Origin of the sequence: Xanthobacter autotrophicus ATCC 700552, assembly GCF_043194565.1 — a bacterium.
In the GTDB taxonomy this organism is placed as follows: domain Bacteria; phylum Pseudomonadota; class Alphaproteobacteria; order Rhizobiales; family Xanthobacteraceae; genus Xanthobacter; species Xanthobacter autotrophicus_F.
Genome location: NZ_JBAFVS010000003.1, coordinates 42,572 through 57,867 on the forward strand (window position 1 = coordinate 42,572; position 15,296 = coordinate 57,867).

The 15,296-nt window shown below is 70.1% G+C and carries 13 protein-coding genes; 5 read left to right on the plus strand and 8 right to left on the minus strand.

The window, feature by feature from the left end; all coding sequences use genetic code 11:
* The first annotated feature begins 174 nt into the window (after window positions 1–174).
* On the plus strand, window positions 175–738 hold the full coding sequence (locus V5F48_RS03810) for a nitroreductase family protein (protein WP_394040245.1): 564 nt from the start codon (window positions 175–177) through the stop codon (window positions 736–738).
* Between the two features lie 305 nt (window positions 739–1,043).
* Here the strand turns inward: V5F48_RS03810 and V5F48_RS03815 are convergent, their stop codons facing one another.
* Both V5F48_RS03815 and V5F48_RS03820 read right to left on the minus strand, forming a co-directional pair.
* The gene (locus V5F48_RS03815; RefSeq protein WP_394040247.1) at window positions 1,044–2,159 is read right to left on the minus strand and encodes a site-specific tyrosine recombinase XerD; all 1,116 of its coding nucleotides are present in this window, start codon (window positions 2,157–2,159) and stop codon (window positions 1,044–1,046) included.
* Window positions 2,156–2,299, minus strand: a complete 144-nt coding sequence (locus tag V5F48_RS03820; RefSeq protein WP_394040249.1) for a histidine kinase — start codon at window positions 2,297–2,299, stop codon at window positions 2,156–2,158. Before V5F48_RS03820 ends, V5F48_RS03815 begins: the two co-directional genes overlap by 4 nt.
* A gap of 344 nt (window positions 2,300–2,643) precedes the next feature.
* Here V5F48_RS03820 and aroB point away from each other — a divergent pair, with 344 nt between their 5' ends.
* Window positions 2,644–4,410 (plus strand): 3-dehydroquinate synthase, encoded by a 1,767-nt coding sequence (gene aroB / locus V5F48_RS03825; protein ID WP_394040707.1) that lies wholly within the window; start codon window positions 2,644–2,646, stop codon window positions 4,408–4,410.
* 161 nt (window positions 4,411–4,571) lie between these two features.
* On the opposite strand, the gene nth is transcribed toward aroB, so the two are convergent.
* Window positions 4,572–5,465, minus strand: coding sequence for an endonuclease III (gene nth, locus V5F48_RS03830; RefSeq protein ID WP_394040709.1), 894 nt, complete (start codon window positions 5,463–5,465; stop codon window positions 4,572–4,574).
* Window positions 5,466–5,619: 154 nt separating this feature from the next.
* Here nth and V5F48_RS03835 point away from each other — a divergent pair, with 154 nt between their 5' ends.
* A complete protein-coding gene (locus V5F48_RS03835; protein ID WP_394040251.1) occupies window positions 5,620–6,159 on the plus strand; it encodes a DUF2244 domain-containing protein in 540 nt (179 codons plus the stop codon).
* A gap of 2 nt (window positions 6,160–6,161) precedes the next feature.
* On the opposite strand, the gene V5F48_RS03840 is transcribed toward V5F48_RS03835, so the two are convergent.
* The 3 genes from V5F48_RS03840 to fae form a co-directional block, all read right to left on the minus strand.
* Entirely contained in the window at window positions 6,162–6,869 is a 708-nt protein-coding gene (locus tag V5F48_RS03840) for a cupin domain-containing protein (RefSeq protein ID WP_394040253.1), read from the minus strand.
* The gene (locus V5F48_RS03845) at window positions 6,866–7,444 is read right to left on the minus strand and encodes a sigma-70 family RNA polymerase sigma factor (RefSeq protein ID WP_394040255.1); all 579 of its coding nucleotides are present in this window, start codon (window positions 7,442–7,444) and stop codon (window positions 6,866–6,868) included. The genes V5F48_RS03840 and V5F48_RS03845 overlap by 4 nt, the downstream gene beginning before the upstream one ends.
* Before the next feature lie 270 nt (window positions 7,445–7,714).
* Window positions 7,715–8,254: a formaldehyde-activating enzyme gene (gene fae / locus V5F48_RS03850; protein ID WP_394040257.1), complete on the minus strand. Its 540-nt coding sequence runs from the start codon at window positions 8,252–8,254 to the stop codon at window positions 7,715–7,717.
* A gap of 302 nt (window positions 8,255–8,556) precedes the next feature.
* Here fae and V5F48_RS03855 point away from each other — a divergent pair, with 302 nt between their 5' ends.
* Together V5F48_RS03855 and V5F48_RS03860 are read left to right on the plus strand one after the other, a co-directional pair.
* Window positions 8,557–10,869 carry a sensor histidine kinase gene (locus tag V5F48_RS03855; RefSeq protein ID WP_394040259.1) on the plus strand — a complete coding sequence of 771 codons (2,313 nt, stop codon included), beginning with the start codon at window positions 8,557–8,559 and terminating at the stop codon, window positions 10,867–10,869.
* 149 nt (window positions 10,870–11,018) lie between these two features.
* Window positions 11,019–12,635, plus strand: coding sequence for a serine hydrolase (locus V5F48_RS03860; protein ID WP_394040261.1), 1,617 nt, complete (start codon window positions 11,019–11,021; stop codon window positions 12,633–12,635).
* Between the two features lie 871 nt (window positions 12,636–13,506).
* Here the strand turns inward: V5F48_RS03860 and V5F48_RS03865 are convergent.
* Window positions 13,507–14,223, minus strand: coding sequence for a FadR/GntR family transcriptional regulator (locus V5F48_RS03865; RefSeq protein WP_394040263.1), 717 nt, complete (start codon window positions 14,221–14,223; stop codon window positions 13,507–13,509).
* 316 nt (window positions 14,224–14,539) lie between these two features.
* Window positions 14,540–15,280 (minus strand): SDR family NAD(P)-dependent oxidoreductase, encoded by a 741-nt coding sequence (locus tag V5F48_RS03870; protein WP_394040265.1) that lies wholly within the window; start codon window positions 15,278–15,280, stop codon window positions 14,540–14,542.
* Window positions 15,281–15,296: the final 16 nt, after the last annotated feature.

Here is a 15,296-nt window from a genome sequence, read left to right on the forward strand (position 1 = left end):
CTGCCTCGTCGCGCCACGCGCGAACCGGACCGCCGCGCGCAGGGAAGCCGCCGCGGGACGGTATTTTCACGCCGCCCTGCGTGCCCACACCCTGTTCAAACCGTCGGCACTTGCCCTTATGGTGCCGCTCTACCCGCCTTGCATCTCCTCATTCTTCAACAGAGCCATTGCCCCATGCCCGACGCCCTCGAACTCCTCACCACCCGCCGCTCCTCCCGCGTCATTGACCTGGTCGAGCCCGGCCCGTCGGCGCCGGAGCTGGACACTCTCCTCACCATCGCCTCCCGCGTGCCGGACCACGGAAAGCTCGCCCCCTGGCGCTTCATCGTGTTCGAGGGCGAAGGCCGCGCCCGCGCCGGTGCGAAGCTGGCCGAGGTGCTGGCGGCGGCCGATCCCGGCGTTTCGGAGAAGCGGCTGGAGGACGAGCGCGGGCGCTTCCTGCGCGCCCCGGTGGTGGTGGCAGTGGTCTCGCGCGCCGCGCCGCATGTGAAGATCCCGGAGTTCGAGCAGCTCATGTCCTCGGCCGCCGCCTGCCAGAACCTGCTGATCGCCGCCGCCGCCCTCGGCTACGGAGCGACCTGGCTCTCCGAATGGCCGACCTATGATGCCGACGCCCGCGCCGCCCTTGGCCTTGAAAGCTTCGAGCGCATCGCCGGCTTCATCTATATGGGCACCGCCACCCAGAAGCTGGAAGACCGCCCCCGCCCCGAGTTGGCCGCGGTGGTGACGCGATTCTGAAGGCCCGGCCGGCCGGGCCTTTCACCAAGCCGTATCCCGGACCAGCGACAGCGCAGCTGGAGCGCCGAGCCGGGATCCAGCGCAAAACTGCGCAGCAGGCAGCGCCTGCGCCGCCAGGGTTCAGAAGCGCCTGCGGCCGACTTTTGCGCTGGGCCCCGGCTCTCCTTCCGCTATCGCTGCAGTCGGCCGGGGAACGGGATGTCATTACCATCGGCCTCGGTCGTTGACCGATGCCGAGTGGGTCCGCTCAAGCGCCGCGCGGGCTTGACCAATGGCCAATGAGCAAAGCTCACACGCCATTCGCCTCACTCGTCCGCCAGCGGGTGCAGGTCGCGCACCATGCTCTTGAGGCGCTCGTCGAGGACGTGGGTATAGATCTGGGTGGTGGAGACGTCGGCATGGCCGAGCAGGGTCTGCACCACCCGCAGGTCGGCGCCATGGGCCAGCAGATGGCTGGCGAAGGCGTGGCGCAGCACGTGGGGCGACAGCTTCGCCGGATCGAGCCCCGCCGCCAGCGCCAGGTCCTTCAGATCCCGCGCCGCCTGCTGGCGGGTGACGTGGCCGCTCTCGCTGCCGGAGGGGAACAGCCAGCGCGAGGCCTCCAGCCCCGCTGCCCGCCGCGCGGCGAGGAAGGCCGCCATGGCCACCTTGGCGGGGTCGGAGAGCGGGACGAGACGTTCCTTGCGTCCCTTGCCGGTGACAAGGATGGCCTCGCCCCTTGTCCGCGCGGCGGTGGCGGGCAGCGCCACCAGTTCGGACACGCGCAGCCCGCTGGCGTACAGCAGCTCCACCATGCAGGCGGTGCGCCGCAGGCGCAGCACTTCGGCGCGCCCCGCCTTCGCCGCGCCCGCCGCCGGCGCCGTGCCGGTGCCCTCCCCCTCCTCGCCCTCTTGCTCCCCGCCCTCTTGCTCCCCGCCCTTTTGCCGCGCCGTCTGGCTCGCCTCGGCCTCGGCGGCGCGCAGGTGGGCGGCGTCGATGAGGCGGGTGACCTCCGCCACGCTCAGCACCTTGGGCAGGGGCCGGCCGCGCTTCGGGCCTTCCAGCACGGCGGCGGGATCGTCGGCGCGATGGCCCTCGGCGAACAGGAAGCGGTAGAACTGGCGCAGGGCCGACAGCCGCCGCGCCACCGTGGTGGCCGCAAAGCCGCGCGCGGACAGGTCCGCAAGATAGGCGCGGATCGCGCTCGTATCGGCCGCGGCGAGCGGGACCGGGGCGAGGAATTCGGCGAGGTCGGTGAGGTCGCGGCGGTAGGCGTCGAGGGTGTTGGGTCCGCCGCCGCGCTCGATTGCCTGCATGTCCAGGAACAGCGCCAGCGGGCCGGATGCGGAAAGCCCCTTTCCGGACCGGCCCGTTTCGGGCGGCCTATCTTCGGGCAGCCCATCTTCGGGCGGCCCATCCTGGGGCAGCCCTTCAGCGCTCATTTGCCGATCTTCTCGGCCGGCACGGTGAAGCTGATTTCGCGCTGCAGCGGCTCCACCTTGGTGGCGAGCGCCCACATGGCCGCATAGGCCAGGCCGCACAGCACGGCCAGGACCGCCAGCAAGCGGAAGAGCGTCGGCACCTTCGCCTCCTCATGCCGGGCCGCGAATCGACCCGCGCGGCCCCTCGCATCGAGAGGTGCCACGCCATGGCGTCTTGTTCAACCGCATTGCCGGCTCGCGTGGCGGATGCTAGAGCCGCACCCGTCCGGTCCGCCGTTCGCGCGCATGATTGCATGCGTACGGCCAAGCCGCCGTAGCGAGGAAGGCGCGGGTGCAGACGCAAAATATCCCCCCGTCCCGCAAGGACACCGAGACCAGCGAAGCCGGGACCAGCGAAGGCATCCAGGCCGCGCCCGCCGGCGTCACGGCTGCCCCGGCGACCCCTGCCCCGGCGACCCCTTCTCCGGCGACCCCTTCTCCGGCGATTCCTTCTTCAGCGACTCCTGCCGACATGGTCCGCCGCCTCGGGCGCCGCTCCATCGTGCTGGTGGGCATGCCGGGCGCCGGCAAGTCGTCGGTGGGCCGCAGGCTCGCCAAACGGCTTGGCCTGCCCTTCGTCGACGCGGACGAGGAGATCGAGCGGGCCGCCTGCATGAGCATTCCGGAAATCTTCGCCCGCCGCGGCGAGGTGGAGTTCCGCGAAGGCGAGAAGCGGGTGGTGGCGCGGCTGCTCCAGTCCGGCCCCAGCGTGCTCGCCACCGGCGGCGGCGCCTTCATGAATGCGGAAACCCGCGATGCGGTGGCCGGCCAGGGCGTCTCCGTCTGGCTGCGCGCCGACCTCCACACCCTGCTCAAGCGCGTGAAGAAGCGCACCGACCGCCCCCTCCTCGCCCAGGGCGACCCGGCGGCGAAGCTCGCCACCCTGCTGCAACAGCGCGGCGACACCTACGCCCTCGCCGACGTGATCGTGGACAGCCGCGACGTGGTGCACGAGATGGTGGTGGAGGAGGTGATCGGCGCCGTTCACCGCCACGTCATCCAGTATCCCGAAGGGACCCGTTCCATGTCCGCCCCCCCAGGTCCCGCCTCCCTTGGTCCCGCCGATCTGGCCCACGCCGAGCCCGAGCCCCTGCCCATCGGCGACATCACCCGCAGCACCGTGCGCGTGGACCTGGCCGGGCGGCCCTACGACATCTATATCGGCCCCGGCCTGCTGGCCGAGGCGGGCACCCATGTCACCGTTCTGCGCAAGGGCGCGCGGGTGGCCATCGTCACCGACGCCAACGTGGTGGCCGCCGGCCACCTGAAGACGGTTCAGAATTCGCTCGAAGCCGCCGGCATCGACCACACCGCCATCGTGGTGGAGCCGGGCGAGAAGACCAAGGGCTGGCCTGGCCTGCAGCAGGTGGTGGAAGGCCTGATTTCCGCCCGCATCGAGCGGCGCGACCTGGTGCTGGCGCTCGGCGGCGGCGTGGTGGGCGACCTCGCGGGCTTCGCCGCCTCGGTGCTGCGGCGCGGCGTGGACGTGGTGCAGGCGCCGACCACCCTGCTCAGCCAGGTGGATTCCTCGGTCGGCGGCAAGACCGGCATCAACTCGCCCCAGGGCAAGAACCTCGTGGGCGCCTTCCACCAGCCGGTGCTGGTTCTGGCCGATACCGCGGCGCTCGACACCCTGCCCGTGCGCGAGGTGCGCGCCGGCTATGCGGAAGTGGTGAAATACGGCCTGCTCGGCGACCGCGACCTGTTCGACACGCTGGAGCGCGACTTTGCCGGCGTCATTGCCGGCGGGCCGGAGCGCATCTCGGCGGTGGCGGCAAGCTGCATGGCCAAGGCCGCCATCGTCGCCCGCGACGAGAAGGAAACCGGCGACCGGGCCCTGCTCAATCTCGGCCACACCTTCGGCCACGCGCTGGAGGCGGGCGCCGGCTATTCCAGCCGCCTGCTCCACGGCGAGGGCGTCGCCATCGGCATGGCGCTGGCCTTCGCCTTCTCGGCACGGCTCGGCCTGTGCCCGGGGCAGGACGTGACGCGGGTGGTGCGGCATCTGGAAGCCGCCGGCCTGCCCACCAAGATCTCCGACGTGCCGGGCGAATTGCCGGACACGGACGGGCTGATGACCCTCATCGCCCAGGACAAGAAGGTGAGCCGAGGCGCGCTTACCTTCATCCTGGTGCGCGGCATCGGCGAGGCCTTCGTGGCCAAAGACGTGAACCCGGACGAGGTGCGCGCCTTCCTCGCGGAGATGCGCTGAGGGGGCTGCTAAGCCGCCCGCAGTTCCGACACCCCTCACCCCAGCCCTCTCCCGCAAGGGGAGAGGGTGTAGCGGCGCGCCGTCAGCGAAGGACTGCTGATGTTACCAGCCTCCCCTCTCCCCTGGCGGGAGAGGGGTTGGGGGTGAGGGAGAAACCTCCGTCAGAACCGTTTCTCCGGCCAGCGGCACAGGTCGGCGATGATGCAGCGGCCGCATTCGGGCTTCGTCGCCTTGCAGATGTAGCGGCCGTGCAGGATCAGCCAGTGGTGGGCGTGCAGCTTGAAGCGGTCGGGGATGCGCGCCTCCAGGCCCAGCTCCACCGCCAGCGGCGTCGGGCCGGGCGCTAGGCCGGTGCGGTTGGCCACCCGGAACAGATGGGTGTCCACCGCGATGGTGGGCGCGCCGAAGGCGATGTTCAGCACCACATTGGCGGTCTTGCGCCCCACCCCCGGCAGCGCCTCCAGCGCTTCCCGATCCCGCGGCACCACGCCGGCGTGGCGCTCCAGCAGCAGGCGGGACAGCTCCACCACATTCTTCGCCTTGCCCCGGTAGAGGCCAAGGGTGCGGATGTGGCGGGCCACCTCCTCCTCGCCGAGCGTGACCATGGCGGCGGGCGTGGCGGCGGCGGCGAACAGGCCGGTGGTGGCCTTGTTCACCCCGGTATCGGTGGCCTGGGCCGAGAGCACCACGGCCACCAGCAGGGTGAAGGCATCGGTGTGGTTGAGTTCGCCCTTGGGCTCGGGGTCCTGCGCCTCGAAGCGGGTGAAGGCCTCGGCGATCTCGTCCTCGCTCCAGGCGACAAGCGTCTTGCCGTGGGCAGCGGCGGCCGCATTGGCCACCGCCTTGTTGCGGCGGGGCGCCGGGCTGGGGATTGGCGGCGCGGCCGGCTTGCGCTTGCCGGACGGGGCAGACTTGGCGCCGGACTTGGCGCCGGACTTGGCGCCGACCTTGGCGCCGACCTTGGCGCCGGACTTGGCGGCGGGTTTGGCGCCGGACTTGGTCGCAGCCTTGGCTGCGCCTGTTCCTGCATTGGCATTTGCCTTGGCCTCGGCCACTGGTGCAGCAGGCGCCTTTGCCATGGCCGCCGGCTTCGCGGCGGGCAGCCTTCCTCTCGCCGCCGGCTTCGCGGCAGGGTCGGCGACATCCATCGCAGCGGAAGGTTTGGGCGGAATGATCTTGCGCGGCATTTTTCCGGTATACTGTTCACCGATGCCCCAAGCCAGCGACCGTGATACCGCACCCGAAGGGGACGCGAGCTTCCCGGAGGAGCCCGTCGTCTATGCGGTGACGCTTGCCCCGCACCGCTCGCTCACCCCCCGCGGCTTCCGCTTGGTGATGATGGGCGTGGGCGGCGTCAGCCTCGTCACCGGGCTTGCCTTCCTCGCCATGGGCGCATGGCCCATCTTCGGCTTCTTCGGCCTTGATGTGCTGCTGATCTACATCGCCTTCCGCGCCAGCTTCCGCTCGGCGCGAGCGCGCGAGCACATCCTGGTCACCCCCAGTGTCATCGAGGTGCGGCGCGAGCCGGCGCGCGGGCGGCGCACCATCACCCGTCTCAACCCGTTCTGGACCCGCCTGACCCGGGAGGACGACGAGGATCACGGCACGCTGGACGTGGCCCTCGTCAGCGGCCCGCGCACGGTGCCGGTGGGGCGCTTCCTGGGGCCGGACCAGAAGGCGGAGCTGGCCAGCGACCTGTCCCACGCCCTCGCGGTGGTGAAGAAGGGCGTGCCGCGCAATTCCTTCTAGGCCTACAGGAACGGCCGCAGCACCACGCCCAGCAGGCCGCGAAAACGCGGCCGCCCCTCGAAGGCCGCGAGGCAGATGCAGGTGCCGTCCTCGTCCACCCGCGGCGAATGATCCACATCCCCGTCCGCCTCCACGATATCGCCGGGACCGTAATGGCCGGACGGGTCGCTGAAGCCGCCGCAGATGACGTGGGTATATTCGGTCCCGGCATGGGTGTGCTGGGGAATGGCCCGGCCCGGCCCGATCTGGAACAGGAAGACGTTGGACTGCCCGTCCTCGGGAACATGCACCCGGCCCACCCGCACCCCCGGCGCCACGGGCATGAGGGCGCCGATGCGGCGGGAGGCGAGCGGCCCGGGCAGGCGGACGCCCGCCGGCAGCACCAGTCCTTCGGGCAGGCGCGATGCTGCTGCGGCCGCCGAAAAGCCGGCTTCCAGGTGATCGCGCCGCGCGCCGCCGCCCCTCAGCCCCCCGGACATGGGCTCAGGACCAAGCCGCGCGAGGGTGCGGGCGAAGGCGTCGCCGGCCAGGGCCGCGGGCTCTACCGCATCCAGCAGCGCCCCGCCCACCGCCTCGAACCGGCGCACCGCCGTGCGGCAGAGCGGGCAGCCCTGAAGATGGATCTCCACCAGCAAAGCCGGCCCGGCCGGCAGCGTGCCGGCCGCAAGGCGCAGCAGCGTCTCGTCGCCGGGATGGGAATGAACGCTCATTTCAAATCTTCCAGCAGCGTGCGCAGGCGGCTCAACGCCAGGCGGACGCGCGACTTGGCGGTGCCGAGCGGAATACCCAGCTCCTGTGCGATCTGCGAATGGGGCTTCTCCTGAAAAAAGGAGAGCCGAACGATGGCGGCCTGCTCCTCGGACAGCTTGGAGAGGGCCGCCCGCACCCGCGCCTCACGCTCGGCGCACATGAGGATGGTCTCGCCGGAGGTCTCGTCGGCCTCCTCGTCCACCGCATCCAGATCGACGGTCCCCATATGGCGCTCGCGGCGCTTCAGGTCGATGGAGAGGTTGCGGGCGATGGTGAAGATCCAGGTGGAGGCGGCGGCGCGGGCCGGATCGAAGTAGGACGCCTTGCGCCACACCGTCAGCAGGGTTTCCTGCGCCAGTTCCTCCGCCGCGTTGGCGGAAAGCCCGCTGCGCATGAGGAACGCCTTCACCCGGGGCGCGAAATGGCGGAACAGGAGGGCGAAGGCCTCCCGGTCGGCCGTCCGGGCGATGGCGACCACGAGCGCGCTCATGTCGGCCCCCGTGCGGGCGCCGGGCACGGGCGGGGCAGAGCTCATGGCTGGCAACCCGGCTGGCAATCCGGCGGCCGGAACAGAAAACAGGCCGTCCGGCGGCGCATCACCATGCGGACGCACCCCCGCCGGGGGCGACGGGTGGAGAGAGAGAACCGACAGGCTGGGCTCGGCGACATCCATGCACTCGATACGAAGCCGGGACGCGATCGGATGATGTGAGCCCCCGATCGCGGCGCGTGCCTTATCCCTAGCGCAGACCCGGGACGGCCTCTACCAACGTCACCGTGAGCTGAGCCGCAACAGCGGGCCAGGTCAGTATTCCACTACCCCTTCAAGGGCGTAGTGCTTCACGGTCTTGCGGTTGGCGATCAGCTCGTCGATGGTCGGCTCGCCCTTGATGGCGCGGGAGATGGCGAGCTTGGTGGCCTCGTAATTGGTGCGGTAGAGGTCGGCCTTGTCGAGGTCCGGGTCCTCGGCACAGCGCGGGTCGAGCCACACCATGATGATCATGGCCAGTTCGTCCACCTCGTCCTTGGGCAGGATGCCTTCGCTCACGCAATCGATGATGGCGTCGCCCATGGCCGCCTGCACCACGCCGCCCAGCAGGTCCACATATTCGACGGTATGGATGGTGGCCTTGGTGGTCATCATGGTCAGCGGGCGCACCAGCTGGTTCAGGTCGCGCACCACGAACATGCGGGTGTGGCCCTGCACCTGCCCCATCATGGAGGCGAGCGCCTGCCCCACCGGGCCGCGCACGGAGCCGATGAGCACTTCCGGCATGGCGTCGGTGGCCTGCCCGTCCGCCGCGAGAACCGTCGCTTCACCCGCCTTGAACCAGATGTCGGTCATGTTTTCCTCCTGTATGGGAGCGCAAGGAAGCACCCCGCTGCCGCCCCGTCCACGGCGACCCAGCGTCGCGACGCCCGGCAATGTCCACAAGCGCCGTCCGCCGCTCCGAAACACCTCCAAAACCAAGGCGTGGCCGTAATTATTCGCCCCTTGACTCGGCTGGACTCTAGACAACAGCCCCCCGATTCGATTCCAATGGGCTCGATTCGGAGAGATGCGGCACGTCCCTCCAGATCTAGGACGTGGGGGCTTCAAGAGCAGTAGGCCGCTCAGAGCCCCCGGACACCCGGAGGAGACCGGCGATGGCACGCGCCAACGCTGAGAGCGTAGGCGTGCGCGACCAAGCCATTCGAGGTCTGGCACGGTCGATCGCGCGTCCTGCCTACCAGCGCCTGCTTGATGCGGAACCGGTCCTGCGCAGGATCGTCCCGGCGCTCATCGTCACCTTCCTGGTGGTGATCGGGGTCGGCGCGGTGGTGCAGATCCACGCCCACCGCGTGGCCGAGCTCAACAACGCCAAGGACGATCTCTCCCTGCTCGCCCTCGCCACCGCCGAGGGGATGACCCTGCGCGCCGGCAACGCCCTTGCCCGCGTGCCCTCCGCCCTGGAGGAGAGCCTGCCGCCCCGCGCCACCGAGAGCGGGCGGCGCGTCTATGTCACCGACGCCCAGGGCCGCATCATCGCCTCCGCCCCCCGCGGCGAGGCGCCGGCGAATCTGGCCGACGTCATCGATCCCGCCCAGCCCCTCGTCATCTTCGCCGAGCGCGCCGGCGTGCTGGAGGTGCCGTTCGGCGAGGCCACCGCGCTCGCCACCGTGCGCAACCTCAACGCCCCGCTGGGGCAGATCGTCTTCCTCCAGCCCACCGAGCGGGCGCTGGCGGCGTGGTCGGATTCCACCACGCTGACGGTGACGTTGTTCACCACCACCGGCACGGTGCTGCTCATCCTCGGCTTCTCGTTCCACTGGCAGGCGAGCCGGGCCCGCGAGGCCGACGCCATCTACGACACCGTGCGCCGGCGCATCGACACCGCGCTCAACCGCGGCCGCTGCGGCATGTGGGACTGGGACATGGCCCGCGGGCGCATGTACTGGTCCGACACCATGTTCGAAATCCTCGGGCTGGAGCGGAAGGACGAATTGGTCTCCTTCGGCGAAATCGCGAAGCTCGTGCATCCCGACGACGGCGACCTCTACGAGCTGGCCCAGGAGCTGGCCGAGCGGCCGGGCACGCCGGTGGACCGGGTGTTCCGCATGCGCACCGCCAAGGGCGACTTCGTATGGCTGCGCATGCGCGCCGAAGTGGTCCAGCAGCAGGGCGAGGACGGCCCCCACCTCATCGGCATCGCCATGGATGTCACCGAGGCCCAGCGCATGGCCGAGCGCACGGTGACCGCCGACATGCGCCTGCGCGACGCCATCGAGAGCATCTCGGAAGCCTTCGTGCTGTGGGACAGCCAGAACCGGCTGGTGCTGTGCAATTCCAAGTTCCAGACCCTGCACGAGTTGCCCGACGACGCGATCCACGCCGGCACCCCGTTCGAGACCATCGCCTCGGTGGGCCGCCACCCCATCACCCGCACCCCCCTGAAGCCCGAGGACAAGCCCGAGGAGGGCTCGCGCGCCTTCGAGGCCCAGCTCTCCAACGGCCGCTGGCTGAAGATCGCCGAGCGCCGCACCAAGGATAACGGCTACGTCTCGGTGGGCACCGACATCACCACCATGAAGCGCCATGAGGAGCGCCTCATGGACAATGAGAAGCGCCTGATGGCGCTGGTGGCGGACCTGCGCAAGTCCCAGCAGACCCTGGAGCACCAGGCCCAGCAGCTGGCGGAACTGGCGGAGAAGTATTCGGAAGAGCGCAACAAGGCCGAGGACGCCAACCGCGCCAAGAGCGAGTTCCTCGCCAACATGTCCCACGAGCTGCGCACGCCGCTCAACGCCATCATCGGCTTCTCGGAGATCATGGAGAGCGGCATGTTCGGCCCGCTCGGCTCCGAGAAATACGCCGAATATTGCACCGATATCAAAGGCTCCGGCACCTATCTCCTCGACGTCATCAACGACATTCTCGACATGTCGAAGATCGAGGCCGGCCGCATGCAGCTGGAGGTGGAGGACCTGGCCCTCGACGACATCATCGCCGATGCCCTGCGCGTCACTGCGGTGAACGGCGACGAGAAGAACATCACCATGACCATGGCGGCGGCGCACAACCTCGCCATCAAGGGCGATCGCCGGGCGCTGAAGCAGATCCTGCTGAACCTGCTCTCCAATGCGGTGAAGTTCACCCCCGAGGGTGGCAACATCGCGGTGAAGGCGCGCATCAACGGCGCGGCGGCGGTGATCGCCATCGAGGACACCGGCATCGGCATCGCCAAGGACGCGCTGGCGCGGATCGGGCGGCCGTTCGAGCAGGTGGAAAGCCAGTTCACCAAGACCCACAAGGGCTCGGGCCTCGGCCTTGCCATCGCCAAGTCGCTGGTGGAGCTGCACGGCGGCGCCATGCGCATCCGCTCCATCGAGGGCCGCGGCACCACCGTCATCGTCCGCCTGCCGGTGAACGGGCGCGCCGCCAATTCCAACGAGACGCCAAGGCTCGCCGCGGTGATGTGAGGGTGGCTCGGACTGACGGCCTCAGCCGTTGTCGCCGGGCACCTGAACCCCCGCTCCCTCCGCCCCTTGCGGGCTGCCCGCCCCTGCCGCTAAGCCTGGAGCCACAAGCAGCCCGCGCCGGTGAGTGCGGGCGAACGGAGGCAACACCCATGGCCCACAGGCGTTTCCCCCGAACCGGCCGGCGCGCAGGCCTGTCCTGCACCGCCCTCGCCCTCCTCCTCCTCGCCGCCCCGGCCCTCGCCCAGACCCGGATCGACGCCTCCCGGCCACCGCCGCAGACATCCGGCGTGCCCATCCCCACGGGGCAGATCGAGATGGCGGTGGGCAAGGTCGACGCCCTCGCCCGGGACCTCATGACGCGCAGCGGCGTGCCCGGCCTCGCGGTGGCCGTGGTGCATGAGGGCAAGACGGTGTTCCTCAAGGGCTACGGCGTGCGCAAGGTGGGCGAGAGCGCGGCCATCGACGCCGACACCGTGTTCCAGCTCGCCTCCCTGTCCAAGTCGGTGGGCTCAAGCGTGGTGGCCCATGAGGTGGGCAGGGGCACGGTGAAGTGGGACACCCCGGTGGAGGACCTTCTGCCCTGGTTCGCCCTGAACGATGACTGGGTGTCCGGGCACGTCACCATCGCCGACCTCTACAGCCACCGCTCCGGCCTGCCGGACCATGCCGGCGACGAGCTGGAAGACCTCGGCTATGATCGCCGGCAGGTGCTGGAGCGGCTGAAGAAGCTGCCCCTCGCCCCGTTCCGGGTCTCTTACGCCTACACAAATTTCGGCGTCACCGCCGCCGCCGAGGCGGTGGCCAGCGCGGCGGGCAAGGACTGGGAGACCCTGTCGGATGCGGTGCTCTACAAGCCGCTCGGCATGACCGCCACCTCCTCGCGCTTTTCCGACTACATGGCCCGCCCCAACCGCGCCGTGCCCCATGTGCGGGTCGGCAAGATCGGGGAGAGCAAAACCTCGGACAACAAGACCTTCGCGGCGAAATTCCAGCGCGATCCGCAGGCCCAGTCCCCGGCGGGCGGGGTGAGTTCGTCCGTGCGGGACATGGCCCACTGGCTCGGTTTCGTGCTCGGCGGCGGCACTTTTGAGGGCCGTCAGATCGTGCCCGAGAAGGCGCTGCTGCCGGCCATGCGGCCGCAGATGATCTCCTCGCCCGCCTATGCGGTCGATGCCCGTGCCGGCTTCTACGGCTTCGGCTTCGCCGTGAACGTGTCGCCCGCCGGCCGGGTGATGGTCGACCATTCCGGCGCCTTCATTCTCGGCGCCGGCACCACCTACATGCTGCTGCCGTCCGAGAAGCTGGGCATCGTGGTGCTCACCAATGCCCAGCCCACCGGCGTGCCGGAGGCGTTGTCGGCCAGCTTCATGGACCTTGCCCAGTTCGGCACGGTGACGCGGGACTGGCTCACCGCCTATGGCCCCCTCATCGATCCGCTCTACACGCCGCTCGGCGCCCTCGCCGGCAAGAGCGCGCCCGCAAAGCCCGCGCCGGCCAAGCCGCTGTCCACCTATGCGGGCACCTATGCCAATGCCTATTTCGGCGAGGCGCGGGTGAGCGAGGAGAAGGGCCGGCTCGTCCTCACCGTGGGGCCGAAGCCACGGGTGTTCACCCTCGACCACTGGAGCGGGGATGATTTCATCTTCCGCCCTGAGGGCGAGGAGACGGCGCCAATGGGATCGGTATCGCAGGTCACCTTCGCGGACCGGCGGATGAAGGTGGAATTCTTCAACGACAACGGCCTCGGCACCTTCGAGCGGCGGTGAGGGAGGATGGCGTAAGGGGCCACTTTCCGCGTCCCAAACCGGCGCGGCCCCCTCCCCCGCACGCGGGAGAGGGTTAGGGAGGGGGCAGAGCCCTCCCCCGAAGAGATCCGCACCGGCGGATAGGCACCAGCCCCCACCCTGCCCTCCCCCGCACGCGGGAGAGGGTTCGCACCGCACCCGGTGGCGGGGGGCTTGCTAAGCGGCGAGATGGGCCCTCCGGTCGAGCCGGAGGGCGACGATGGGGAGATGGGCGGGCAAGTGCCAGCCAACTCCCTCTCCCGCTTGCGGGGGAGGGTTGGGGAGGGGGCAGAGCCCTCCCCCGCAGAGATCCGCACCGGCGGGAAGGCACCAGCCCCCACCCTGCCCTCCCCCGCACGCGGGAGAGGGTTCGCACCGCACCCGGCGGCGGGGGCTTGCAAAGCGGCGAGATGGGCCCTCCGGTCGAGCCGGAGGGCGACGATGGGGAGATGGGCGGGGAAGTGCCAGCCAACTCCCTCTCCCGCTTGCGGGGGAGGGTTGGGGAGGGGGCAAGACGCCAGACGCTGAAGCCAAGGCCCCGGAAGGAACGAACCGGGAAATGCTAGCGAGAACCGATTCGGACACCCTGCGTTCCCGCTGCGTGCGGCCGCGGCACGAAGACTGTGCCGGAATGGGACGCGCCTTTGCCCCGCAGGCGCGGGCGTGGCCATCGTGTCCCGGACCAGCGACAGCGCAGCTGGAGCGCCGAGCCGGGACGTAAGCGCAGGACTCCCGCGCAGCAGGCCATATCCCTTTTACCGTGCAGGGGGCAGGAAGCGCCTGCGGCGGCCTCTTGCGCTGGACCCCGGCTCTCCTTCCGCTATCGCTCCAGTCGGCCGGGGCGCGAAGCCCCCTACGGCCCCAGATACACCGCGAGGCGGGCGGCGGCGTTGCGCAGGTGCTCTTCGGCGGCGGCGCGGGCGGCGGCGGGGTCCTTTTTCTCGATGGCGGCGAAAATGGCCTCGTGCTCGCGCTGCACCGCCTGGGGCAACCCGCCGAGCCGTGCCGTGTTGGCGCGGGCGGTGCGGATGAAGTAGCGCACCCGGTGATCGAGGAACTGGGACAGGTCGCGGAAGTAGGGATTGCCCGTCGCCTCCACGATGGCGCGGTGGAAGGCCATGTCCTCGTCCACGCCCGGCTCGCCGCGGTCGATGGCGTCCTGCATGGCGTCGAGCTGGACCCCGATGCGGGCGAGGTCCTCGTCCGAGCGGCGCACGGCGGCATGGGCGGTGGCCGTGGCCTCCACCGCCATGAGCAGTTCCACGATGGCGCGCATCTCCACCTTGTCGCTCAGGTCGGCGATGTCGAGCCGGAAGGTGGAGGCGGCGCCCGGCTCGGCCACGAACGCCCCCGCGCCCTGGCGGGTGGTGACGAGGCCGTCATGCTTCAGCCGCCCCACCGCCTCGCGCACGATGGGCCGGCTGACGCCGTAGGTCTCGGCCATCTGGTGCTCGGTGGGCAGCCGCTCGCCCGGCTGGAGGCGGCCGGAGGCGATCTCCTCCCGGAGCCGGTGCGCCAGCGTCTCGGCGAGGGAGGGCGCCCGGCCGATGATGTCGCGGGGTTGGGCCATCCGTTGCTCCTCATACCATCGGCCTCGGTCTCCGACCGATGCCGAGTGGGCTACGCTCAATCGCCGCGCGGGCTTGACCAACGGCCCATGAGATAAGCTCGTGGGCCGTTGGTCCTCATACCATCGGCCTCGGTCTCCGACCGATGCCGAGTGGGTTACGCTCAATCGCCGCGCGGGCTTGACCAACGGCTCATGAGGCAAGCTCATGGGCCGTTGCTCCTCATACCATCAGCCTCGGTCTCCGACCGATGCCGAGTCGGCTACGCTCAATCGCCGCGCGGGCTTGACCAACGAGCCGCGCGCAGCAAGGCGCGACTCAACTGGCAATATAAAGCCCGCCGTTCACATGCACCGTCTCGCCGGTAACAAAGCTCGACCAGTCGGAGGCGAGGAAGGCCACCACGCGGGCGACCTCCTGCGGCGTGCCGAGCCGCTTCGCCGGCGTGCCGGCGATCAGAGCGGCGCCATTGGCTTCCATCAGGCCGCGCACCATGGGCGTGTCGATGAGGCCGGGAGATACGGAATTCACCCGCACCCGGGGCGCCAGCTCCATGGCCAGCGTCCGGGAGAAGTTGAGCACCGCCCCCTTGGCCGCCGCATAGTCCGCATGCCCCACGCTGCCGCGATGCCCCGCCATGGAGGCGACGTTCACGATGGCCGCGTTCTGCGAGAAATGGGGAATGGCGGCGCGGCAGGTGTAGAACACCCCGTCGAGATTCACCGCAATGCCGGTGCGCCAGTGGGCGTCGGTCATCTCCGCCACCTTGCGGTCGCGATAGAGGCCGGCGGAGGTGACCAGCACGTCCAGCGCGCCGAAGCGCTCCTTCACCAGCGCCAGGGCGCGGTCGGCGTCGGCCGGCTCGGCCGCATCCTGCCGGATGCCGATGGCACGGGCGCCGCTGGGGTCCAGCTCCCGGGCGAAGGCGGCAATGCCGGCCTCATCGAGATCGGTGAGCACGCAATTGGCGCCGAGCGCGAAGAAGGTCTCCGCGATGGCGCGGGAGATGCCGCCATTGGCGCCGGTGAGCAGCAGGGTGCGGTTTCTGAAGTCGAACATGAGGACGCTCCCGAAC

Excerpts from the sequence above, each read along its gene's own strand:
- V5F48_RS03810 (WP_394040245.1), top strand. The coding sequence starts at position 175 with ATGCCCGACGCCCTCGAACTCCTCACCACCCGCCGCTCCTCCCGCGTC.
- V5F48_RS03815 (WP_394040247.1), bottom strand. The coding sequence starts at position 2,159 with ATGAGCGCTGAAGGGCTGCCCCAGGATGGGCCGCCCGAAGATGGGCTG.
- V5F48_RS03835 (WP_394040251.1), top strand. The coding sequence starts at position 5,620 with ATGCCCCAAGCCAGCGACCGTGATACCGCACCCGAAGGGGACGCGAGC.
- V5F48_RS03840 (WP_394040253.1), bottom strand. The coding sequence starts at position 6,869 with ATGAGCGTTCATTCCCATCCCGGCGACGAGACGCTGCTGCGCCTTGCG.
- V5F48_RS03845 (WP_394040255.1), bottom strand. The coding sequence starts at position 7,444 with ATGAGCTCTGCCCCGCCCGTGCCCGGCGCCCGCACGGGGGCCGACATG.
- fae (WP_394040257.1), bottom strand. The coding sequence starts at position 8,254 with ATGACCGACATCTGGTTCAAGGCGGGTGAAGCGACGGTTCTCGCGGCG.
- V5F48_RS03855 (WP_394040259.1), top strand. The coding sequence starts at position 8,557 with ATGGCACGCGCCAACGCTGAGAGCGTAGGCGTGCGCGACCAAGCCATT.
- V5F48_RS03860 (WP_394040261.1), top strand. The coding sequence starts at position 11,019 with ATGGCCCACAGGCGTTTCCCCCGAACCGGCCGGCGCGCAGGCCTGTCC.
- V5F48_RS03865 (WP_394040263.1), bottom strand. The coding sequence starts at position 14,223 with ATGGCCCAACCCCGCGACATCATCGGCCGGGCGCCCTCCCTCGCCGAG.
- V5F48_RS03870 (WP_394040265.1), bottom strand. The coding sequence starts at position 15,280 with ATGTTCGACTTCAGAAACCGCACCCTGCTGCTCACCGGCGCCAATGGC.